The sequence below is a fragment of the Elizabethkingia miricola genome, from assembly GCF_001675285.1.
GTDB lineage: Bacteria > Bacteroidota > Bacteroidia > Flavobacteriales > Weeksellaceae > Elizabethkingia > Elizabethkingia miricola.
The window spans coordinates 1-22937 of record NZ_LSGQ01000027.1 but is presented as its reverse complement, the minus strand read 5'-3'; the positions used below and the strand labels follow the sequence as shown (position 1 = coordinate 22937).

Annotated in this window: 26 protein-coding genes and 1 pseudogene; 15 read left to right on the top strand and 12 right to left on the bottom strand. The window is 35.2% G+C overall.

The window, feature by feature from the left end:
• Window positions 1-14: 14 nt before the first annotated feature.
• The 6 genes and pseudogenes from ATE49_RS11925 to ATE49_RS11900 form a co-directional block, all read right to left on the bottom strand.
• Window positions 15-356 (bottom strand): annotated as a pseudogene (locus ATE49_RS11925) (transposase); the annotation flags it as partial.
• Between the two features lie 218 nt (window positions 357-574).
• Entirely contained in the window at window positions 575-1138 is a 564-nt protein-coding gene (locus ATE49_RS11920; protein ID WP_090346978.1) for a hypothetical protein, read from the bottom strand.
• A gap of 12 nt (window positions 1139-1150) precedes the next feature.
• Window positions 1151-1861: a hypothetical protein gene (locus tag ATE49_RS11915; protein ID WP_065082365.1), complete on the bottom strand. Its 711-nt coding sequence runs from the start codon at window positions 1859-1861 to the stop codon at window positions 1151-1153.
• A 125-nt stretch (window positions 1862-1986) separates the two neighbouring features.
• Window positions 1987-2577 carry a hypothetical protein gene (locus tag ATE49_RS11910; RefSeq protein ID WP_065082364.1) on the bottom strand — a complete coding sequence of 197 codons (591 nt, stop codon included), beginning with the start codon at window positions 2575-2577 and terminating at the stop codon, window positions 1987-1989.
• A 169-nt stretch (window positions 2578-2746) separates the two neighbouring features.
• On the bottom strand, window positions 2747-2977 hold the full coding sequence (locus ATE49_RS11905; RefSeq protein ID WP_065082363.1) for a hypothetical protein: 231 nt from the start codon (window positions 2975-2977) through the stop codon (window positions 2747-2749).
• Window positions 2978-3188: 211 nt separating this feature from the next.
• On the bottom strand, window positions 3189-5408 hold the full coding sequence (locus ATE49_RS11900) for an NADP-dependent isocitrate dehydrogenase (RefSeq protein ID WP_065082362.1): 2220 nt from the start codon (window positions 5406-5408) through the stop codon (window positions 3189-3191).
• A gap of 162 nt (window positions 5409-5570) precedes the next feature.
• On the opposite strand from ATE49_RS11900, the gene proC reads away from it, so the two are divergent.
• The gene (gene proC, locus ATE49_RS11895; protein WP_078795489.1) at window positions 5571-6359 is read left to right on the top strand and encodes a pyrroline-5-carboxylate reductase; all 789 of its coding nucleotides are present in this window, start codon (window positions 5571-5573) and stop codon (window positions 6357-6359) included.
• Window positions 6360-6362: 3 nt separating this feature from the next.
• Here the strand turns inward: proC and ATE49_RS11890 are convergent, their stop codons facing one another.
• Entirely contained in the window at window positions 6363-6890 is a 528-nt protein-coding gene (locus ATE49_RS11890) for a DUF4442 domain-containing protein (RefSeq protein ID WP_045184785.1), read from the bottom strand.
• A 332-nt stretch (window positions 6891-7222) separates the two neighbouring features.
• On the opposite strand from ATE49_RS11890, the gene tpx reads away from it, so the two are divergent.
• From tpx to ATE49_RS11820, 14 genes are all read left to right on the top strand, one after another.
• Window positions 7223-7720 (top strand): thiol peroxidase, encoded by a 498-nt coding sequence (gene tpx / locus ATE49_RS11885; RefSeq protein WP_009090558.1) that lies wholly within the window; start codon window positions 7223-7225, stop codon window positions 7718-7720.
• 69 nt (window positions 7721-7789) lie between these two features.
• Entirely contained in the window at window positions 7790-9001 is a 1212-nt protein-coding gene (locus ATE49_RS11880; protein WP_065082360.1) for a DUF763 domain-containing protein, read from the top strand.
• Window positions 9002-9012: 11 nt separating this feature from the next.
• The gene (locus ATE49_RS11875) at window positions 9013-9399 is read left to right on the top strand and encodes a glyoxalase superfamily protein (RefSeq protein WP_065082359.1); all 387 of its coding nucleotides are present in this window, start codon (window positions 9013-9015) and stop codon (window positions 9397-9399) included.
• Complete coding sequence (locus ATE49_RS11870; RefSeq protein ID WP_065082358.1) at window positions 9383-9970, top strand: Crp/Fnr family transcriptional regulator; 588 nt, start codon at window positions 9383-9385, stop codon at window positions 9968-9970. Before ATE49_RS11875 ends, ATE49_RS11870 begins: the two co-directional genes overlap by 17 nt.
• A gap of 188 nt (window positions 9971-10158) precedes the next feature.
• Window positions 10159-10683: a DinB family protein gene (locus ATE49_RS11865; RefSeq protein WP_065082357.1), complete on the top strand. Its 525-nt coding sequence runs from the start codon at window positions 10159-10161 to the stop codon at window positions 10681-10683.
• Window positions 10684-10685: 2 nt separating this feature from the next.
• The gene (locus tag ATE49_RS11860) at window positions 10686-11459 is read left to right on the top strand and encodes an alpha/beta fold hydrolase (protein WP_065082356.1); all 774 of its coding nucleotides are present in this window, start codon (window positions 10686-10688) and stop codon (window positions 11457-11459) included.
• Between the two features lie 18 nt (window positions 11460-11477).
• Window positions 11478-11918 carry a VOC family protein gene (locus tag ATE49_RS11855; protein ID WP_065082355.1) on the top strand — a complete coding sequence of 147 codons (441 nt, stop codon included), beginning with the start codon at window positions 11478-11480 and terminating at the stop codon, window positions 11916-11918.
• A 109-nt stretch (window positions 11919-12027) separates the two neighbouring features.
• Window positions 12028-12438 carry an SRPBCC family protein gene (locus ATE49_RS11850; protein WP_065082354.1) on the top strand — a complete coding sequence of 137 codons (411 nt, stop codon included), beginning with the start codon at window positions 12028-12030 and terminating at the stop codon, window positions 12436-12438.
• Between the two features lie 60 nt (window positions 12439-12498).
• A complete protein-coding gene (locus ATE49_RS11845) occupies window positions 12499-13353 on the top strand; it encodes a VOC family protein (RefSeq protein ID WP_065082353.1) in 855 nt (284 codons plus the stop codon).
• 26 nt (window positions 13354-13379) lie between these two features.
• Window positions 13380-13802, top strand: coding sequence for an SRPBCC family protein (locus ATE49_RS11840; RefSeq protein ID WP_059156286.1), 423 nt, complete (start codon window positions 13380-13382; stop codon window positions 13800-13802).
• Window positions 13803-13835: 33 nt separating this feature from the next.
• Window positions 13836-14273, top strand: a complete 438-nt coding sequence (locus ATE49_RS11835; protein WP_059345493.1) for an SRPBCC family protein — start codon at window positions 13836-13838, stop codon at window positions 14271-14273.
• The gene (locus tag ATE49_RS11830) at window positions 14274-14732 is read left to right on the top strand and encodes a DoxX family protein (protein WP_059345494.1); all 459 of its coding nucleotides are present in this window, start codon (window positions 14274-14276) and stop codon (window positions 14730-14732) included.
• Between the two features lie 114 nt (window positions 14733-14846).
• Window positions 14847-16850, top strand: coding sequence for a S9 family peptidase (locus ATE49_RS11825; RefSeq protein ID WP_065082352.1), 2004 nt, complete (start codon window positions 14847-14849; stop codon window positions 16848-16850).
• Between the two features lie 204 nt (window positions 16851-17054).
• Window positions 17055-17702: a J domain-containing protein gene (locus ATE49_RS11820; RefSeq protein WP_065082351.1), complete on the top strand. Its 648-nt coding sequence runs from the start codon at window positions 17055-17057 to the stop codon at window positions 17700-17702.
• Here ATE49_RS11820 and ATE49_RS20380 read toward each other — a convergent pair.
• Genes ATE49_RS20380 through dapF form a run of 5 tightly spaced genes read right to left on the bottom strand, consistent with a single transcriptional unit; the run spans window position 17699 to window position 22853 of the window.
• Entirely contained in the window at window positions 17699-17851 is a 153-nt protein-coding gene (locus tag ATE49_RS20380) for a hypothetical protein (RefSeq protein ID WP_165689944.1), read from the bottom strand. The two genes, ATE49_RS11820 and ATE49_RS20380, sit on opposite strands and share 4 nt — an antisense overlap.
• Before the next feature lie 44 nt (window positions 17852-17895).
• A complete protein-coding gene (locus tag ATE49_RS11815; RefSeq protein WP_049038410.1) occupies window positions 17896-18459 on the bottom strand; it encodes a tyrosine-protein phosphatase in 564 nt (187 codons plus the stop codon).
• 5 nt (window positions 18460-18464) lie between these two features.
• Entirely contained in the window at window positions 18465-21053 is a 2589-nt protein-coding gene (locus tag ATE49_RS11810) for a TonB-dependent receptor (RefSeq protein ID WP_065082350.1), read from the bottom strand.
• On the bottom strand, window positions 21053-22078 hold the full coding sequence (gene mltG, locus ATE49_RS11805; RefSeq protein ID WP_065082349.1) for an endolytic transglycosylase MltG: 1026 nt from the start codon (window positions 22076-22078) through the stop codon (window positions 21053-21055). The genes ATE49_RS11810 and mltG overlap by 1 nt, the downstream gene beginning before the upstream one ends.
• Window positions 22079-22085: 7 nt before the next feature.
• Window positions 22086-22853: a diaminopimelate epimerase gene (gene dapF / locus ATE49_RS11800; protein ID WP_065082348.1), complete on the bottom strand. Its 768-nt coding sequence runs from the start codon at window positions 22851-22853 to the stop codon at window positions 22086-22088.
• Window positions 22854-22937 lie beyond the last annotated feature (84 nt).

The following is a 22937-nucleotide window of genomic DNA, read 5'->3' as shown; positions in this document are numbered from 1 at the left end:
AGTTTTTATTTAATATAATTTCTTTCATGGCTAACCATGGGAATAGAGTTAACACGGCAGTAATCTGTTATTTGTTCAGGAGACCAACGTTTTTTAATCTTTCTTTCTACAAAAGCTTTTACATCATCTGTAAATTTAGTGTATCGTTTTTTAGATACTCTGCGGTCTTCTGAAAAGGATTGAGCCAGATTATAATTATAGCGTCCCTTTGAGGTTTTATTACGCTTTAGCTCTCTACATACAGTAGAGGGATGTACGCCTAATTCTTTAGCAATGTAACTTTGAGATTTGTTTTTTTTAATAAGGAAGGATATAAGAATCCTTTGTTGCATAGTCAGCTGATTATACTTTTTCATGTGGTATTTTATTAACATTTTTTAACAATTCAAAAAGGACGCCGAATATAGATAAAAAATCATCCCATAATTAAATAAATTGGTAGGATATAATTCAGTATTAATAAAATTTAAGATCAAAATACGATCAGAGCAGGATTTTAACAAAAAAAATACCTATTCATAAAAGAATAGGTATTGAAACAAAAATCCGAGGTTAGTCGGGGTATCCTTGAAAATCATTGTTTTGTTAATGTTATTGTAGTATCGTCCGGAATTAAGAATTTATAACCTTGAGGGCATTGATTTGCTTTCAACATGTCAGTATCTGCTATAAACTTGAGTCTCAAGACTCCATTATTATTTAATATATATATAAATCCAACTTCATTGCAGTCAATTGATTTAGGTCCTTCATATATCATTGAATAAATTTTCATGTTTTTTGAAAAATCAACGCCTTGAAATGCTTTACTATCAGAATCATTTAAAGTATTATATAAAACATTACCATTAACATCTTTAGCAAAAATTCTAGCTATAACCTTATCTCTTTTAAAAGAATTATCTCCTACTGTAATTTTATTGAATCTAAATTCAATAGTATTTCCATTTATGTTGCCATTCCATACTCCTGTGTATTTATCAAAAACACCATTAATATCTTTTACATAAGAAACATCTTCAGGAACTTTTTTATCACCAGTTGTTAAATAATTAGTCTCTTCTTCCAAGCTTATTGTTCGTTGTGCTGATGCATATGTAAATAACAATATTCCAAATATTAACATTATTTTTTTCATAATTTATTTTTTTTAACAATCATTCTTTTTCATTTCTTTTTTATTAGAATCATTTAGATCCATTCTTGTATTTGTTCCATTTTTATTGTCTTTATATAAAGACACTCCTTTTACATTCATATATTCATCAAGATATTTAAGAAACTTTTGCTCTAAACTCATCCCTTTAAATTCTTTGGAATTATTCATCATGTAATCAAGGTAAACTCTTTTATTTAATGAATTCCCTTGGAATTTAGTTATTATCTGGTTCTTGTTTCCTGTAAATTTAAGAGTGTAATTACCTGATCTAGAAACCATTACTCCATATGTTTCATCAAGAGATCTTCCCTGATCTGATGAAAATTTAACAATTTCCATGAATTTTTCTACATCAGCAGGACTAAACATATCTACTCCTTTACCATCATATTCATTTCCATCTATCATTACTGTTGTTTTCTCTACATGAGTATGAATAAATCCTTTTAAATTAGAAATATCATCAGGTAATCTCATAGATCTTGAATTTTCTGACTCGCTTCTTTGTGTCAATTCTGAATAATTTCCATCTTTGTCTTGAATATAACCATTTTCATTTGTTTCTTTAAGCTTCTTTTCTAAAGCATCAATCCTCTTTTTATATTCTTCTGTATTTTGTAGAGCCTTTAATTTACTACAAGAATCATCTGTTTTAGGAGGTTCATTATTAGGACCAGCATGTGTACCACTACCACCACTCATACCAGTTCCAGGACCACTACTTCCGGCTCCGCCACCTCCGGAAGGCTCATCGGGATATTTAGGAACCCATTGATCAGGAGGAGGAGTTGTTGGATTCTTCTTTGTTATTACTACTTCTTCTATATCTATAGGCTTTTGTTCATTACCATTTTTAAGGCAACCGGATTTATTAGTTTTGATGTTGATGCTATTGCTCTGGATGACAAACTACCAACCTTTTTATCATAGTAATTCTGAAAAGTTTTTTTAATATCTGCTAGTTCAAGAGAATTATCATTCATATAAGAGAAGTTAACATAGCTTCTTTCTTCATTGATAATACCATACCACGCTCCTGTTACTTTTCCGTTTTCATCTGTTACTGGAAATATTATAGCTTTTTTACCTTCTCCAAAAGTTTGAGAAGCTACATCCAGTCTTATTACTCCGACAGATTTGTCCATCCATTTAGCATAATCGGGATGATTTTGTATAAAATTAGAAATAATCTCTGCAAAGGGTTTAGCATAGCTTATATACTTTTGAGGGGTTGTAGTTTGATTTGCTCCAGCAATTGGCTGAACGATATTATTCTGTTTCTCAAATCTCTCAAAAGCAGCAATTTTCTCTTTTGAAGCTACTGTTTGTTCAGTTGTTACACTATCTGTACGACAGGAATAGAAAATTGATAATGTCAAAATTCCCCACAATGCGGGATAAAATAAATTTTTTTTCATTTAATAATAATTTAATGATTCAATATTTAAACTTAAACATTTTATTTTAAATAACAATTTAACATAATAAACTAATAAAAAATACCCACATCTGTTATAGAAGTGGGTAAGATACAACCAAGTAGTAATCGGTAAAAAGAGGGTAAGATCTTAAAACAATTCTGTCTGTTTAAAATCTGGGAAAAGGAGGTATAAACGAATCACGGGAAAATGTTCCTACAAATTGTCCTGATCTACGATTATAAGCTTCAAGATGTGTCCAGTTTCTGTATTTGTAGGATTCAGAAAGCCAGATACTAGCTTTATAACAATTTCTAACAAAGGGCATTTCTACAATGATAAAACCATCATTAAAAACCCGTAGGGAGTAGTCATTTTTATTTTTCCAAATCTGGTTCATTAATAACCTGCTTTTCTCTCTTTTGTTTCTTTATAAACTTTTGCCGTAGTAAATCTACAAGGAATAGACCCAATTGTAAAAATACAGGAGTTAATACTCCCAGTTTACAGACAAAGCAACACTTCCGGCAGTGGATAAAGAGCATAATCAGCAATAAAAAAACCGGATACTAAAAGCATCCGGTTCATATAAATTATATATTAATCAGAAATTAGATTCCGTCAATAATAGCATTCAATGTAGCACTTGGTCTCATCGCTGCATAAGTTTTAGCCTCATCAGTTTTGAAGTAACCATCGATATTCTGAGGTTGTCCTTGTGCTCCGATTAATTCTTCATTAATCTTAGCCTCGTTTTCCTGCATGTTTTGTGCAATTGGCTTGAACTGTGCAGCAATTTCTGCATTCGCAGTCTGATTAGCCAATGCTTCAGCCCAATACATAGCAAGGTAGAAATGAGAACCTCTGTTATCAATCTGACCTACTTTTCTTGCAGGGGATTTATCAGTAGCAAGGAATTTAGCGTTAGCTTCATCCAATGCATCTGCTAATACCTGAGATTTAGGATTGTTCTGAGTTTGTGCTAAATGCTCTAAAGAAGCCTGAAGTGCCAGGAATTCACCTAATGAATCCCATCTTAAGTAACCTTCTTCTAAGAACTGCTCAACGTGTTTAGGTGCAGAACCTCCGGCTCCGGTTTCGAACAAACCACCACCATTCATTAATGGAACAATAGAAAGCATTTTTGCAGAAGTTCCAAGTTCAAGGATTGGGAAAAGGTCAGTCAGGTAATCTCTTAATACGTTTCCGGAAACAGAAATTGTATCTTTCCCTTCTCTTGCTCTTCTTAAAGTTTCAGTCATTGCATCCATTACATCAAGAATTCTGATGTCAAGACCTGTAGTATCGTAATCTTTAAGATATTTTTCTACTTTTTTGATGATCTCTCTGTCATGAGCTCTTCCTTTGTCTAACCAGAAAATTGCAGGAGTTTCAGATAATCTGGATCTGTTTACTGCCAATTTTACCCAGTCCTGGATAGGAGCATCTTTAGTCTGACACATTCTGAAGATGTCATCTTTTTCTACTTTCTGAGAAAGAAGAACAGTTCCGGCTTCATCCTGAACTTCTACAGTTCCGTCAGCTTTTACCTGGAAAGTTTTATCATGAGAACCATATTCTTCAGCTTTCTGAGCCATCAATCCTACGTTTGGAACAGAACCCATAGTTGTAGGATCTAATTTTCCGTGAGCTTTCATATCATCGATTACAGCCTGGTAGAAACCTGCATAAGAACGATCCGGGATAATAGCAACTGTATCTTCTTCTTTACCTTCTTTGTTCCACATCTTACCACCACCTCTTACAAGAGCAGCCATAGATGCATCAACAATAATATCAGAAGGAACGTGGAAGTTAGTAATACCTTTATCAGAGTTTACCATAGCAACTCTTGGTCCGCTAGCTAAAGCTGCTTCAATATCAGCTTTAATGTCAGCTTCCTGAGCATTTCCTTTGATTTTCTCAAAAAGATCAGCAAGACCATTGTTAGGGTTTATATCTAATGACTTGAAAGTCTCAGCATATTTTGTAAATACATTTTTGAAGAAAGTTTCCACAATAGCTCCGAAGATAATAGGATCGGAAATCTTCATCATAGTAGCTTTCAGGTGAGCAGAAAGAAGTACATTTCTATTTTTAGCTTCTTCAATAGCCTGCTGAACAAAAACTTTTAATGCATTAAGGTTCATTACAGAAGAATCAATTACTTCTCCGGCCTGAAGCGGAGCGAAATCCTTCAGTAAAGTTTCAGAACCATCATTTCCTTTGAATAAGATTCTGAATTTAGTAGCGTTTTCTACAGTAGTAGATGTTTCAGTACCATAGAAGTCTCCACTGTTCATGTGAGCAACATCTGTTTTGCTGTCAGATGCCCAGTCACCCATTCTGTGAGGATTAGCTTTAGCGTAGTTCTTAACTGCTTTTGGAGCACGTCTGTCAGAATTTCCTTCTCTTAACACTGGGTTTACAGCACTTCCTAAAACCTTAGCATATTTAGCCTTAATTGCTTTTTCTTCATCATTTTTAGGCTCAGCAGGGTAGTTCGGAACAGCAAAACCTTTTCCTTGTAATTCAGCGATAGCTGCATCTAATTGCGGGACAGAAGCTGAAATATTTGGTAACTTAATGATATTAGTATCTGGTTTGGTTGCTAATTCACCTAATTCTGCCAATGCATCACCGATCTTTTGATCGTCTTTTAAGAATTCCGGGAAATTTGCTAAAATTCTTCCTGCTAAAGAAATATCAGGAACAGCGATTTCGATATCTGCTGATTTTGTAAATGCCTTTACGATTGGTAAAAACGAGTGTGTAGCCAACATTGGCGCTTCATCCGTTAGTGTGTAGTAGATTTTTGATTTTTCTGACATTCTTTTTTGTTTTTTTAAACTTAGTTATAAAAAGAGAGCCCCTCTCTATGATCTATTTTTTAGAGTAACAAATTTACTGTTTTTAGAATGATTTTTAGAACAAATCGCCAAAAATGAACTACTTTTATTGTGATAAAAAAATAAACTAAAAACCAAATGTCTATGAAGATAGCTGTATTAGGGACGGGAAACCTTGGACTTTCCATTATAAAGGGCATATTGAAGTCCGGTGAGAATTATCAGATTATAGCAACGAGAAGAAATACTCAGTCTATTGCTTTTCTGGAAAAAGACGGTATTGAAGTAACTTCAGATAACGCTTATGCAATTACACAATCGGATATTGTTATTGTAGCACTTAAGCCTTTTAATATTCTGGAAGTATTAAAAGAATACAAGCAATATTTTACATCCGACAAAATTCTTGTTTCAATGGCAACAGGGATTAGCATACAGCAAATTCAGGAGGCAATAGAAAATAAAGCTGTTACAACTATGCGTGCGATGCCGAATACAGCCTCGGATGTAGGAGAATCCTTAACTTGTTTGGTATACAACGGGCAGGAGAAAGAAAAGCTGGAAAGCGTGAAAAGTCTGCTGTCTCATGTAGGTAGCGTTATACAGATCAATGAAGACCTTATGGAAGCAGCAACTGTTTTGGGAGCTTGCGGAATTGCTTATGTACTGAGATTTATGCGTGCAATGGTACAGGGAGGAATTCAGATTGGATTCGATGCTAAAACAGCGGTACAGATTGTAAATCAAACTGTAAAAGGTGCTGCAGAATTGCTGATCCAGAATCAGAATCATCCGGAAGATGAGATTGATAAAGTAACAACACCTAAAGGCTGTACTATTGTTGGCCTTAATGAAATGGAACATCAAGGATTTAGCTCATCTCTGATTAAAGGAATAAACGCTTCTTTCCAAAAGATTGAAAAGAAGGCTTAGATTTTATAGCCTGGCTTTTTCCTTTCTTTTCATTTTATAATAAGCCTTTCCTGCAATATAGATAGTTTTCTTTACTTCGCAGTATACAGTCGTTTTGCTTTTGTTGGTTAGTTGTGTTGTCTTTACAATTTCGATTTCGTTCTCACGTTCAACTTGTTCAATTATTTGTTCAAGCTCTTCTTTTGTGTATGTAAATTCTGCATATAAATCTACATTTCCCGGACGTTTGAAAGATATCTGAGCAGATTTATCCCATACGACGTACTGATGCCCCAATAGATTAATCAGCTGTACCATTGGGATGGGATCAACTGCTGAAAACATACTTCCACCAAATATGGTTCCCATATAGTTTCGATTTTTATAGCTGATGGGTAACTTAATTTGTACATTGAGTAGGTCAGGAGATACGGAAGTGATTCTTGCAGTACTTCTTCTGTACATAGGTGAAAGATTGAAACCCCATTTCATAAGTTTGGGTAATCCTATATATTTGGAGCCAATGACTGAAATTTTTTGGTAGAACGACATAAACTGAATATTTAGTTTAAAACATTTATATATGCTTTCAAATCAGGCAGACTACTAATAGCTTTATACAGTTGAATTTGTATGTTTAGTATTCTACATTTAAAAGTCAGATAAAATAATGTAAAATATTCCATATTCAATTGAAATTCAATACTAAATAGAATGTCTGGCATATTAAGCTTCCAAAAGAAAAGCCTGTATCTTTTAAGAATAAACCTTGTGTTTTTCTATTTGTTTCTCTTGTACTGAAATTTATGATAAATTTAAAATGAACTATCAGTAGAAATTTAGAAGAATTCTGTATTTTTATCTAAAATTAAATAGACAAAATAATGGCAAACATTACACTAAAAGGAAATGCGATTTCTACAGTAGGAAATCTTCCGAATATTGGAGAACAATTAAAAGATTTTACACTGGTAAATGCAGATCTGTCTGAGAAAACTTTAGCAGATTACAAAGGAAAGAAGGTAGTATTAAATATTTTTCCAAGTATTGATACTGGTGTTTGTGCAGCTTCTGCAAGAAAATTCAATCAGGAAGCTTCTAACTTAGACAACACAGTGGTAGTAAATGTTTCTAAAGATTTACCTTTCGCATTAGGCAGATTTTGCGCAGCAGAAGGATTAAATAATGTGGATACATTATCTGATTTCAGAGGACATTTTGGAGATGATTATGGAGTGACTTTAGCAGATTCTCCATTACAAGGTTTATTAAGCCGTGCAGTTGTCGTAGCAGATGAGAACGGAAACGTAGTTTATACAGAACAGGTTCCGGAAATTGCTCAGGAGCCAAACTATGATGCTGCTCTTGCTGCTTTGAAATAATTAAAAGCAAAAAATCATAAAAAACGACTTCGTAATTCTTTTTCGGAGTCGTTTTTTTATCTTAGAGGTATGAAACGTTCAGGAACTGCAGATTTACCACTACACTACGGAAAAGTTCCCGCCTGGTTATACGAGCGGATGTCTGCGCTTGGGCTTTCTATAATGGAAGTTATACTTGCCGATTATGGAAAAGAAGAAGTTGTAAGACGATTATCCGATCCTTTTTGGTTCCAAAGCTTTGGAGCCGTATTAGGAATGGATTGGCATTCTTCAGGCATTACAACTTCTGTAATGGGGGCTTTGAAAAGAGCTATTAATCCCAATTCTCAAAGCCTGGGAATCTTTATTTGTGGTGGAAAAGGAAAATATTCCAGAGATACTCCGCAGGAACTTCTATATATTGCGGATAAAACCGGACTTAATGGAACAGAGCTTGTAAAAGCCAGTAAATTATCTGCAAAAGTAGATAATACAGCTATTCAGGATGGCTATCAGCTATACCAGCATAATTTTGTTGTTACAGATAATGGTAATTGGTGTGTAATTCAGCAAGGACTTAACGATGCCGATGGAACAGCAAGACGCTACCACTGGTTATCCGAAAATCTTACTTCTTTTATAGATGAGCCGCATACTGGGATAAATGGTATTTCCAAAGGAACAATTCTGAATCTTACGGCTAATGAAGCGTCGGATAACAGAAAAGGAATTCTTGATATTTCTCATACAGATTCGGCCAAAATTATGCAGGATTTTGCCCGATTGATTCTGCCTGAACATCATGATGTAAGAGCAACGGATGTAGATCTTAAACGACTGGGAGCCTTGCTTTATATCACAAGAGAGCAACAGCCACAAAACTTTGAAGACCTTCTTATGCTGGAAGGGGTAGGGCCCCGTACCATGCAGTCGCTGGCATTGGTTAGTGAAGTTATTCATGGTGCTCCTTCACGTTTCAAAGATCCTGCCCGTTTTTCATTTGCACATGGTGGGAAAGACGGACATCCGTTTCCTGTTCCTATAAAAATTTATGATGAGAGTATTCAGATTCTCCAAAAAGGGATAGAAAAATCTAAACTGGGAAATTCTGATAAGCTGAATTCAATTAACAAGCTGCATCAGATTGTACTGAATGCAGAAAAAAACTTCACACCCAATTTTGATATTCAGCAGCTGATAGAAGAAGAAAGAGCCGTTTCATGGCAATATGGAGGTAAGTCGACAATGGGAGATGCTAAGAAACCGGATAAACCAAATGAAATACAATTATCATTATTTTAAATAATACTGTTATGAAAGCAGAAGCCATTATTCCTGTTTTACGAATGTTTGATTATCAGAAAGCAAAAGAATTTTATGTAGACTGGCTTGGTTTTGAGATTCTGTGGGAACATACATTCGAAGAGAATTTTCCTGTATACATGGAAATACAGAGAGCCAATATTAAATTTCATCTCAGCGAACATCATGGCGATGGCACCCCCGGAACCCATATATTTATTTGGTGTGACGGGATAGAAGAATTTCACAAAGAACTCTCTGCAAAAGACTATAAATACAATAAACCCGGGCTGCAAGAAACATTTTACGAAGCATTATCTTTTACAGTAACCGATCCTTTCGGAAATAATATTATCTTTAATCAAAAACTGGAAAGAAATTATGAATCCGATTTATAAAGAGGTATATCAACATTTTCTCTTGTCCGATGAAGATATAATACAAATTGCAGAGAAGCACCAGAAAACTGAAATAGAAAAGGGTAAAATATTTCTGCATGAAGGTGAGACCGCCAATGAATATTATTTGCTTGAAAGCGGATTGGTTCGAGCTTTCGTATATGATTATGATAATAACGAAATCACGACTGAGTTTTTTACAAAAGGAGATATTGTAATTGTTCCGGCTTCACTTTTTCAAAGGACTCCTTCACAGGAAAATCTTCAGGCTGTTACAGATTGTACATTACTGAAAATAGAGTTCGATGATTTTCAGCATATTTATCATACTATTCCCGGATTTAGCGAATGGGGGCGTCTTTGGTTCAGTTATCAGGTTTTTTCCATGAAACAACGTTCTTTGGATATGGTTACACTATCTGCAACCAAACGTTATCTGAACCTAATGGAGCAAAAACCGGATGTAGTAAGATTTGCTCCCCTGAAACAGATTGCATCTTATCTCGGCGTAACAGATACTTCACTTAGCAGAATCCGAAAAGAATTGGTTTCTCATAAAAAAGAATATTAAAATAATAGCATGGACATTTTGTTCATGCTATTATTTTTTCAGCAGCTAAAAAAGCTATTCAGTATAAGCTAAAAAATAGATAAACGACTTTTATTTTTCTTGCCCTATGGCAAGTCCATATTATATCATTCACTCTTAATTTTGATAAAGAAATGAGATAGTTTAAAACCGACTTAAAACAATTACAAATGAATGCACCAAAATCATTAAAATTAGAAGTCATCATTCCTGCCTACAGAATGCATACTCAGACCTTTCTGAATGTTCTGGACGGAATTACAGAAGAAGATGCACTGAAAAGAATTGACGGACGAACCAACCATATCATCTGGATGGCCGGAAATTATGTAAATGTTCGCTATGCTATCGCTCATATACTGGGAGAAGCAACAGAAGATCCTTATCAGGATTTATTTTTTATGGGAAAGGCACTGGATGAAAGCTTTTCTTATCCTTCTCTGAAAGAACTGAAAGACAGCTTTCATGCTGTTTCTCCTAAAGCCTATCAGAAGCTTTTAGAAGCTACTGATGAACAACTATCTGAAAAGTTTCCTATTAATATGGATATCCCCTTCATTAAAGAAGATAAACTCAATTTTATAGGAATGTGTATTGGGCGTCAGGATTATCTCTGCGGGCAAATGGGATTGATGCGGCGTTTGCTGGATTATCCCGGAATGAAATATGACACCGATAATAATATTCTGTATTAAATATGGAACCGCATAAAGCCGGATATCTTGATATCAATGGCATTCAGCTATACCACGAAATATACGGAGAGGGAAAACCTGTAGTATTAGTTCATGGCGGTGGATCTTCTATAAGATTAGATTTTCAGGAAGTCATTAACAGATTGCATCATCATTTTATGCTTATCGGAATCGATTTGCAGAATCATGGAAAATCTGATCACAGAGAAATCTCTGAAACTTTTGAACAGGACGCAAAAGATATTGTAGCTGTATTGGATAAACTGAATATTGAAAAAGCCTCATTTTTTGGTTTCAGCAATGGTGCAACAAGTATTATGAAAATTGCAGAACTCTTCCCTGAAAAAGTTTACAAACTAATTGCCGCTTCCGGACTTTATAAAAGAAAAGGGATGGTAGATGGTTTTTTTGAGGGAATGCAAAATGCAGTAATAGAAATAATGCCCAACTATCTTAAAGAAAATTTTCTAAAACTGACACCGGATGAAGATAAGCTTTACAACATGTTCCAGAAAGACAGTCAAAGGATGATAAACTTTGAAGACTGGGAAAACAAAACATTACAGAATATTAAAAATCCTGTATTTCTTATATATGGAGATCGGGACGCTATAAAGGTATCTCATGCAGCAGAGCTTCATACCCTGTTTCCGGATTCAAGGTTACTGATACTTCCTTCGGGGCATGGTACCTATATGATGGCGGATGAGCATGGCCATACCAATAACAGAACAATAGATTTTACAATTCTGAAAGTCAAAAATTTTTTACAATAACCTTTAAATTTTACGATTATGCCTAAATTAAATCCATACCTCAATTTTGATGGTAAAGCAGAAGAAGCTTTTAATTTTTACAAATCTGTTTTCGGAGGGGAATTCCTTGGTGAGATTCACAAGATGGGAAATGCACCAGGTACCGAAAACTTATCCGAAGAAGCTAAAAACAGAGTAATGCATATCGCTTTACCAATAGGTGGCGATTTACTAATGGCTTCCGATATTGTTCCGGAATTTGGACAAAGCCTTCAGTTAGGAAATAACAATTATGTTTCCATTTTTCCGGAATCCAGAGAAGAAGCAGACAAACTCTTCAAAGGTCTTTCTGAGGGAGGAGCTATAGAAATGCCTTTGGAAGATCAGTTCTGGGGAGATTATTTTGGCTGTTTTACAGATAAATATGATGTAAAATGGATGATTAACTATAGTGGTGATAAAGGTTACGAAAACAAATAATAAACAATTTTGTCAGGGTTTCAAACCCTGACAAAATTTAATCTGTAAAATTGAAGTTGAGATACTAGTCAATTTCATTATTTTAGACAAACTAATTAATTTAAATATTATGGAACAAATCACAATAGAAACAACCGTAAATGCTTCTGTAGATAAGGTTTGGGATTATTTTAATCAGCCTGAGCATATTACTCAATGGAATTTTGCCCACGAAAGTTGGTTTTGCCCCTCCTCTGAAAATGACCTTAGAGTAGGTGGGAAATTCAATAACAGAATGGAAGCAAGGGACGGAAGTTTTGGATTTAATTTTGAAGGAACTTATGATGAGGTCGTTCCTCAGCAACTTATTAAGTACCATATGCCGGACGGACGGAAAGTTTCTACAACTTTTGAGGCAGTAGAAGATGGTACAAAAATTACTACAGCTTTCGATCCCGAAGCAGAAAATCCGGTAGAAATGCAGAAAGACGGATGGAATGCTATTTTAGGTAACTTCAGTCAGTATACAGAAACGCACTAAGAAGTGCATTTTTGCTAGTTTAGAATATATACTATATCAGTTTAACGAAAAAATAGAAAAATGAATAATGATATTTTTCCATGTCTCTGGTGCAATGGAGACGCTAAGGAATCAGCAGAATTTTATTGTCAGGTATTCGGAGGGAAGATTACAGTAGATACCCCAGTTGTGATAAATATAGAATTATTCGGGCAAAAGCTTATGTTACTGAATGCTGGACCGCAGTTTGAGAAAAATCCTTCGATATCTTTTCTCATTAACTGTGCTTCTGAAGAAGATGTGCAGCATTATTGGGATAAACTATCTGATGGAGGAACTGCTCTAATGGCTCTGGATTCCTATCCATGGAGTAAGAAATACGGATGGATTAAAGATAAATACGGAGCAACCTGGCAGCTTTACTTTGGAGAAATGCAAGAGCAGAGATTAGTGCCTACGCTTATGTTTATGCATCAGAATAACGGAAAAGCAATGGAGGCAATGGAGTTCTATACCAATACATTTCCGGATTCTAAGATTGAAGGCATCCTGAAGTATAAAGATGGCGGTGAGAACGGAGAAAACCCCGAAAATGTACAACATGCTCAGTTTATAATTAATAACTATATGCTCAGTTGTATGGACTCTTCTTTTGACCATAAGTTTGATTTCAATGAAGGAATCTCCCTGGTAATGATGACAAACGATCAGAAAGAAACAGATCATCTTTGGAATACATTAATATCCGGAGGAGGGAGAGAAAGTATGTGTGGCTGGCTGAAAGACCGGTATGGTGTAAGCTGGCAAATAGTGCCTAAAAGACTAATTGAACTGATGAACGATACTGATCCTGCAAAATCGCAAAAAGTTGTTCAGGCGATGCTGAAAATGCAGAAAATTATAATTGCTGATTTAGAGGCAGCTTATAATTCCTAAATAATTAATATATAACATTGTATCTCATGGAAAAACTTTTTTATCAGATTCAGATCAATGCCACTCCAGACAAAATATGGGAAGTATTATGGAATGATGTTACCTATACACAATGGACATCTGTCTTTGCTGAAGGCTCTTTTTATAAAGGAACCCTTGAAGAGGGAAGTATCGTGAAGTTTTTTGATCCGAATAATAATGGTATGTATAGCCGTGTTGAAAAAAACATTCTGAATAAAGAAATTAAATTTCTGCACCTTGGTGAGATTTATGATGGCGTAGAAAAAGCACAAAACTGGGGAGAAGCAACAGAATCGTACATATTGGAAGAAACCGGAAACGGAACAATTCTTAAAGGAGAGATACAGACTCCAGAAGAATTTAAAAGTTTCTTTGAAGATAAGTTTCCGAAAGCATTGGAAATTGTTAAAAATCTGGCTGAGAAATAAAAACGGAATTGTATAATCCTAAAAGATATATTTATGGAAACTTTATCTTACGAAATTGAAATCAGTGCTCCAGAACAGAAAATTTGGGATATCTTGTGGAGCGAAGCAACCTATAGTGAATGGACAAAATTTTTCGGTTCAGATTCTGTTATGAAATCAGACTGGAAAGTTGGCGGACGTACATTATTTGTGAACAGTAAAGGGGACGGAATGGTCTCGACTATTGACAGTCTCAAAGAACCTCATCAGATTGTATTTAAACATTTGGGAATGATATTAAACGGGATTGAAGATCTCCATAGCAAAGAGATTATGGAATGGAGTGGAGCCCAGGAAAAATATTTCCTTACAGATTTGGGAGATAAAACAAAACTTCATGTTGAGGTGCAAGTAGATGAGAAATGGAAAGATGATATGGACAAAGGGTTTGTCAAAGGACTCGGCTTAGTAAAAGAACTAGCAGAAAAATAAATGAAATTATTATCGATACTCTTTAGCGTATTTATTATAGCCCTACTCGGAACAAAAATTATTCAGGGAGAGTGGAACTGGATTTTTTCCGGTAATCTGGGGATGGCTGTATTTATTATTTTTACAGGATTTTCTCACTTTAAATTTCAAAAAGGAATGGCTTTGATGATTCCGGATTTCATTCCCTATAAAATGTTTTGGGTATATTTTACCGGAGTACTGGAAATAGCTGCAGGAATAGGATTAATGATTCCGCAGCTGCGGGAGATAACCGCAATTTTGCTTATTGTTTTTTATACAGTTGTATTTATAGCCAATATTAATTCCTCGAAAAAACGGATCAACATTTTCAAAGCCGATTATACAGGCCCGGGAATGAAATATCTTTATAAAGAAAGAATACCTATGCAGATTATTCTGATTGCCTGGACATGGTATTTCGGAATTTATTTACACTAAAGAACATATAAAATTTTGAAGATAAATCATATTGAGTGTAACATTTTGATGTTGTAAGTAGTCTTATTAGTAAACGGCTGTTTTTCAGCTGTCCTAATCACTAAAATATGAGTTATGAAATTAAACACTAAATTTTTTATAACCGCCGGGGTTGTAATAACTACTGCAATGATGAACGCACAAAGCGCTACTGCTAAATTGCCTGGAGATGCTACACTGCCATCTTCCAAAGCTAATTTGGAACAACTTGCTTCCTATGATAAAGGAAATTTCAAGTACAAAGTCGAAGATTATTTTGCAAGACCAAAAGCTTCACAATTTAAAATTTCACCAGATGGACAGTTCTTATCTTACAAAGAGAAAGATAGTAACAAGAAAAATCATGTTTATGTAAAAGACCTGAAGTCGGGAAAAATAACCAAAGCTATTGAAGAAAAAGAAGATCTGATTAAAAGCTATGGATGGTTAAGCAAAAATCGCCTGTATTTTACTCAGGATAAGGGTGGAAATGAGAATATCCACCTGTATGCAACGGACACTGATGGAAAAAACTTAAAAGATCTCACACCGTTTGAAGGTGTAAAGATAGGCTTTGCAATGCCTGTAAAGGATACCGACTTTGTTGTAGTAACCATGAATAAAAACAACAAGCAGATTTTTGAACCTTTCAAAATAAACTTTGTTACAGGTGAAACAACCCAACTCTTAGAGAATAAAGATCCTAAGAATCCTATTAATGATTATATATTTGATAAAGACGGAAATCTTAGGGGATATACAATATTGGTAAACGGATTAACAACCCATACGTATTACAAAGATCTGCAGACAGGGAGATTCAATCTTCTGAAAAAAGCTGACTGGTCGGATACATTCTATATTACCAGCTTCAATGAAAATTCTAAGAATAAAGATGAAGCTTATGTAGTAACTAATCTGGATAGTGATAAAACAAAAATTGTTTTATATGATCTGAAAAAAAATGCTGTGATTAAAGAAGTTTATTCCAATCCGGTATATGATGTTAGCTCCATGAGCCTTGCCGGTAAAAATAGAAACTTCGAACTGGATTATATAAACTATGACGGAGAAAGAGAAGAAGTGATACCGGTAAGCAAATTTTATAAAGAAGTACACAATCAGTTAAAATCTGAATTCGGAGATAAAGACTTTTCTGTAGTTTCTTCTGATGACAATGATAACAAACTTCTGGTTGTTGTAAGTAGTGATAAGTTATATGGAACTTATTATGAATATGATGCAAAAACTAAAAAGACTAAACTTTTATACGATCTTATGCCTCAGCTGAAGCCTGAAGATATGGCCGAAATGAGACCGATTACTTTTAAAAGCAGGGACGGGCTTACGATACATGGCTATATTACCTTGCCTAAGGCAGCATTGGAAGGTAAAAAGGTACCATTGGTTGTAAATCCTCATGGTGGGCCACAGGGTATACGTGATAGCTGGGGATTCAATCCGGAAACGCAATTATTTGCCAGCCGAGGTTATGCTACATTACAGGTTAACTTCAGAATATCCGGAGGTTATGGAAAATCATTTCAGAAAGCTGGATATAAGCAAATCGGAAGGAAAGCAATGGATGATGTAGAGGACGGAGTAAAATATGCAATAGAACAGGGCTGGGTAGACAAAGATAAAATTGCTATCTATGGTGGAAGTCATGGTGGCTATGCAACATTAATGGGACTTATAAAAACACCTGATCTTTATGCCTGCGGTGTAGATTATGTAGGTGTTTCCAATATTTTTACTTTCTTCGATTCGTTCCCGGAATACTGGAAGCCTTACAAAGAAATGGTAAAACAAATCTGGTATGATTTGGATAATCCTGAAGAAGCTAAAATAGCTAAAGAAGTTTCTCCCGTATTCCAGATTGATAAAATAAAGAAACCATTATTTGTAGTACAGGGAGCCAATGATCCGCGAGTTAATATCAATGAATCAGATCAGATTGTAAAAGGTCTGCGGGCTAAAGGTTTTGATGTTCCGTATATGGTGAAATACGATGAAGGCCATGGATTTGGTAAAGAGCCAAACAGAATCGAGCTTTATACCTATATGCTGGGCTTCTTTGCAAAGAATTTTAATAAATAAATCAATTAACCGGGAAACGAAAAGTATCTGCTTTTCGTTTCTTTGGTTATATAGTATCTGAATACAGAAAATATAAAACAAAAACATACGAGATATTTTCACTGGAATTTAAACCTTTAAAAACAAGAAAATGAGTCTTACGTTTTTATATTACATTAGTCGTATCGGGAAATAAATTGTTATTTTTGTTTCACAATTCCCATTGTGAAGGACTATTACTACTTTCTCGGTATTTCTGTTGACGCTTCGGACGAAGATGTCAGAAAAGCCTATCGCAAATTGTCATTGAAGTACCATCCGGATAAAAGCGATAATGATCCTTTTTTCGAAAATCGTTTCCGGGAAGTACAGGAAGCGTACAATACATTAAGTGACGAGGATCGACGCAGAACTTATAATCATCTTCTGAGTCTTGAACAGAAAAATGCGAAATCTAATCTGCCGCCACGCATAAAATCTTTTCATGCGAACAAGATTCGTGTGGTAAAAGGAGAGGAGATTATTATTACCTGGCAGACTTTTGATGCTGATGTTGTGAAAATTCACCCCTTTGGACTGGAGAAGGCTTATGGTGAAAAGAAATTCATTGTCAATGATTTTGATACTGAAGGAAGGTTTCAGCTTATACTGAATGCTACAAATACACTGTTGAATAAAACAGTAGCAAATGGTATTACTATTACAGAAGTTTTTGAAGTAGAAAGAGAAGAATTTCCGGTAGCTGAAGAAAAAACAGCTGAGGTAAGAAAAGCAACTGAAGCAGAGGAACAGCTTCCGGTTTATATAAAATGGGGGGTAGCTGCGGCAGCTGTTATTTTAGTTATTCTTTATTTGCTATTGAAAAGGCATTAAGCCATTTTCAGACGGCCCGGACATTTTTTGCAACGTTTTCCTTTCTTGAATTTTTTACAACATTTTTTCTTGTCACAGTACATTTCTTCTGTATGATTAAATGCTGGTGCCAATGGAGCAATTCTGAACGGGATGATGTTAGATTTCATGTTGCAAATATAAATTAATTTAGAATAAGTACAAATAAAAATACTTATTTAAGTACCTGTTCTCTAATATGATTTATATCTGCATTTTGAATATAAGTAATTAAACCCGGATAAAACCAGTGATAATTGTAGCCACCGCGTTTCATCTCTTCAATAGCCTCATCTTTGTTCCAATTCTGAAAAATAATGCGGTACATAGCTATCGTTACTCCGGTTCTGTCACTGCCGTGCGCACAATGTACTACAATAGGCTTAGGAGCTGTTTTTAGTATTCTTAAAGCTTCAATTATATCTTTATCCGACATCTTTGAGGCTTTCATCGGAACACTATATAATTTACCGTTATATGAGCTTCCTTCTACGGCAATAAGATCTTTATGCTGACGTCGCAGATCCAGGACAGATGCCATCTGTTTTTCCTGGAAAAAGTGAAAGCCCGCATTATCGGGCTTTTCACTTCTATAAATGCTGTCGCTAACTTTATGCAGATTGTGGAAAGGCTTTTCCGTAACTTTTGTTGCCCAGTTTTCAGGCCGTGGGCCTTTCAAACTTCTGGAAGTACAAGCCATTGTACTAAATGCTAAAACTATAACGATTGTTTTTTTCATATTTCTTACATTGGTCCGCCTTGCTCGTCGCCACCATCGTAATTATTGTTGATGTCTTTTTTTCTTTTAGGCTGATCAACTTTCTCACCCTGTTTGAAGCGGTAAGACAAAGATATGGAAAACTGTCTTGGCTGCCACTGCATATAATTACGTCTTGTAAAATCATCATTAAAGGTGAAAGACTCCATTCTTCTGGTATTAAATATATCTTGAATGTTGAAAGTGATTGTACCATCACCATTCCAGATTGTTTTAGAAGCTCCCAGATTAAGAGAATACATATCTGATCTGTTCTGACTAGCTGTTTTTTGCGCACCTCTGTATTGTCCCTGTAACTGTACACTTAGTGTTTTATCCAGTTTGAAGGTTGTATTCAGCCTGGCACGTGTAGAGAAACCACTACCGGTAAAATCCATACTTCCTACTATAGGATTTTTATTTATATCTACAGCATCATAGTAAGCTATACCTGTAGTTTTGTACCCGAATAAGTCTAAGCTACCCATGAACTTTAGCCATGATAAGGGATCGTAAGTGAAATTAAGGTCTAAACCATAACGATCACTAGTCCCAAGATTTATAGGCTTGGTATAGAATACATTCAGACTTTCATCTGGTCTGTATACCAACATTTTATCATCGTCAGTAGTGCGGCTGTAATACAGGGTAGGATTCACAGTGAATTTCTTCTTCTGAATGCTGTAACCAACCTCAAAAGAGTCTACATAAGAAGGGTTAAGATCTATATTTCCTTCAAAGATATTCTGGTTGTTACTATAATTAGGGAAAGGCACCATGAAGAAAGCTCTTGGTCTGTCTATCCTACGAGAGTAATTTACCAAAATCTGATTATTCTTCGCTACATCATAGCTTAAAAATATACTTGGGAATAGATTATTATAATTTTTGGTCTTATTAATATTGGACCCTGCAAGATTACTATAATCTATTTTTACATTAGAAAGCTCATCTCTCAGTCCGAGTTGGTACCCGAAATTACCAACTTTACTTTTGAACTGAACATAGAAAGCATTAAATATCTCCTGATAACTTGTTGTATTATTATAATTTGGAATCAACTGATTGGTTGCAGTAGTATTCACAATATTGTTATAATCATTTTTGTTAGCATCCAATCGGTAACCAGCTTCCAGTTTAGAATTTTCACCAATTGGTAATTCGTAATCTGCTTTACCAATAATCGTTTTCGTAACCGATTTTCTTTCAGTGTTATCGTGGCTTACTAAAGCAGAATCTAGTGTTTCAATGATGTCAGAGTAGTTGTTACTGCGATTTCTTTGTACACTTAATGCCAGGGATAAATTGTGCCCGTTGGTATTAAATTTATGATCTAATCCTAAATCTCCCTGAAAAGCGAGGTTGTTACTCCTTCCAACAGATGTTCTTGTACCTAATGAATTCATAAAATTCCATTGGCGGGAATTAAGATCAAATCTATAGAAATCATTATAGGTGTTTAAAGGTTCTCTGTTATCACCTTCAAAAGTTCTTACTACACCAGATAAACTTAAGGATGTTTTATCCGAAATATCATAAACAAAACCTCCGGTTACATTGTAGTTATTATTATAGGTTTTATTATTAGAGTTCTGTGATTGATATGATAGAATATCTTTGGGTTGTGTAGTTTGTGTTGGAGGAATTGTAGGGAGAACAATATTGTGATAGGTTGTTTCCGTTTCATTTTTACCTTTACTCTCTGTGTAACCACCGCCACCATTTAAAAACCAGGTCCAGTTGTTTTTTCTCCAGCTTAAATTGGCATTTAATGCGGTTCTTGGCATATAACCTAGAGTTCCGGTAACACTACCATTGAAACCAACTTTTTTATTTTTCTTAAGGATGATATTTAAGATACCCGATGTACCCGATGCTTCAAATTTAGAAGACGGATTCGTAATAACTTCTATTTTTTCAATCTGGTCTGCAGGAATACTTTGTAAAGCATTCGCTCCATCGTCAATACCTAAAAGTGAAGACGGCTTACCATTGATTAAGAACTTCACATTGGTATTTCCTCTCATAGAAACTGTTCCGTCTGTATCTACAGATACTGAAGGAACATTGGTTAGTACATCTTGTAATGTACCTCCTTTGCTAATAAGGTCGGTTGATGGGTCATATGTTTTTTTATCAAGCTCAACCTTGTAAGGCTTGGATGCAGCAGCAGTAATGGTAACACCTTGTATACTCTTGGTCTTACTATCTACAGCTTCCTGACCTTTCAGAGCCTCTATTTGAACACTACCGATGTTTCCGGCAGCAGTTATTATTTTTTCTGTCTGAAATGTCTTGAATCCTGGTGTTTCTACCTGCAAAGAGTAAGTTCCGGGAGTAAGATTAAGAGAGTAGTTTCCTTTATCATCCGTCATGCTGCCATCAGATAATGCATTATTTGTTTTGTTAGCAAAAGTGATAGAAGCATAAGGAACAGCTGCACCGTTTTTATCAGTTATCTTTCCGGATACAGCTACTTTCTGTTGTTGAGCAAAGGCAAAAGCTGCTGCACTAAATGCGAGCGTTAAGCCTAATGTTCGGGTTACAATTCTCTGTTTGATTTCAGTTTTTATCATTATTTAATTTCTTTTTTATTCAGCCAGTCCTGGTAAATTTTAGCATTCTGAACATGCTCTTCAGGATTATTGGTGAATTTATGTAAGCCTGGCCTGGAAGGATCGGCTACCATAAATATATAATCATTGCTTTCTGCATTCAGAACATTTTCTACCGAAGATTTGTTGACCAGACAAATAGGACCCGGCGGGATACCTATGTTTTTATAGGTGTTATAAGGAGAGTCTACAGTAAGGTCTTTGTAATAGACTCGTTTAATCGACTTAGTGAAATTGGCATCTTTGTTTATAGCATAAATTACCGTAGGATCACTTTGTAGTTTCATTCCTTTGCGGTAACGGTTCAGATATAAACCAGCAATTCTTTTTTGTTCATCGGGTTTTCCACCGGATTCTTTCTGAACAATAGAAGCTAATGCATAAACCTGAGTACGGCTAAGGCCTAAATTCTTTTCTTTTGCAAGATTCTCGGGAGTCCAAAAGTCATTATAAAGACTTTCAAATTTTTTGAAAAAATCTTCAGGTGTTACTGTCCAGTAAAAATTATAAGTATCTGAAAAGAAATAAGGCTTCAAATCTTCTGCATTATTCAGTCCTTTCTGGCGGGCAATTACATTAAATGCCTTTACAAAAGTTAAAGAGTCAGCTTCCGTTTTTTTGGATACACGGCCAATCATCTGATATACATCATCAAAATCCTTTATTCTGAAAGTATTCTCGGTTTGCAGCCCGGCTTTAATCATATTGATAAGCTGAGCATTGTCTGCACCTTCCTTAATTTCATAGCGTCCGGCTTTAATCTTATTATCCAGACCCTTAGATTTTGCTATTTGTGTAAAGCTTTCAACATCGTTAAGGTATGGCTTCAGGGAATCCGTTACCTGCTGGAATGTTGCATCGTGGGGAACCAGAATAAATCCGGACTTTTTCACATTGCTTCCGTAATTCTTTTTGTAAAATTTCCAGCCGAAGAAGCCTGCTGCCGAAACGATAGCAAGAGCTGCAATTAAAACTACTTTCTTCATAATGCTGTTATTTTACTTCTAAATTACCCTTAAATACCTGCTTTGCAGGACCCTCTAGCCATATGTTTCGAAAACCTTTTTCAGCTTTTTCCGCATATACTTTCAATGTTCCTCCCAGAACCTTGATATGGACAGGGGTTTGATTATGATTTTGCATAAAAGTTAAAGCTGATGCTGTAACTCCTGTTCCGCAGCTGTAAGTTTCATCTTCTACACCTCTTTCGAATGTTCTTACAAATAGTTCGTTTTCAGAAGTTTGCGTAACGAAGTTTACATTGATACCTTCTTTTTTGAAAGTATCATTGTTTCTTATTTTTTTCCCTTCTAAATAAACATCCATGTCTTCTACATGTTCCACAAATGCTACATAGTGAGGTGAACCTGTATTCATCACAGTGTATTCAGGGAAAGTATTAATGTCTTCTACATCAATCATTTTTAATTTTACCAGATCTCCGTTTACTTCCGCTTCATGCAAGCCATCGATAGCCATAAAGTTTGTTTTATCTTCAAAAATATTCAGAAAGTGAGCAAAAGAAACAAGGCAGCGGCCGCCATTACCACACATTGTGCTTTCATTACCATCGGCATTGTAATATACCATCCGGAAGTCGTATTGATCATCATTCTCCAGAAGGATAAGGCCATCTCCGCCAATACCGAATCTTCTGTCGCAAAGTTGTGCTATAAGCGAAGTGCTTTTTGGAAAGGTAAGATCACGATTATCAACCATTACAAAATCATTCCCTGTTCCCTGATATTTATAAAATTCCATAAATGTTATATATAAAAATTGGTAGTTATAGTTCCCTAATTAATAACGCGAAATTAGTGAATAATTTATACAAAAAACAGCCAC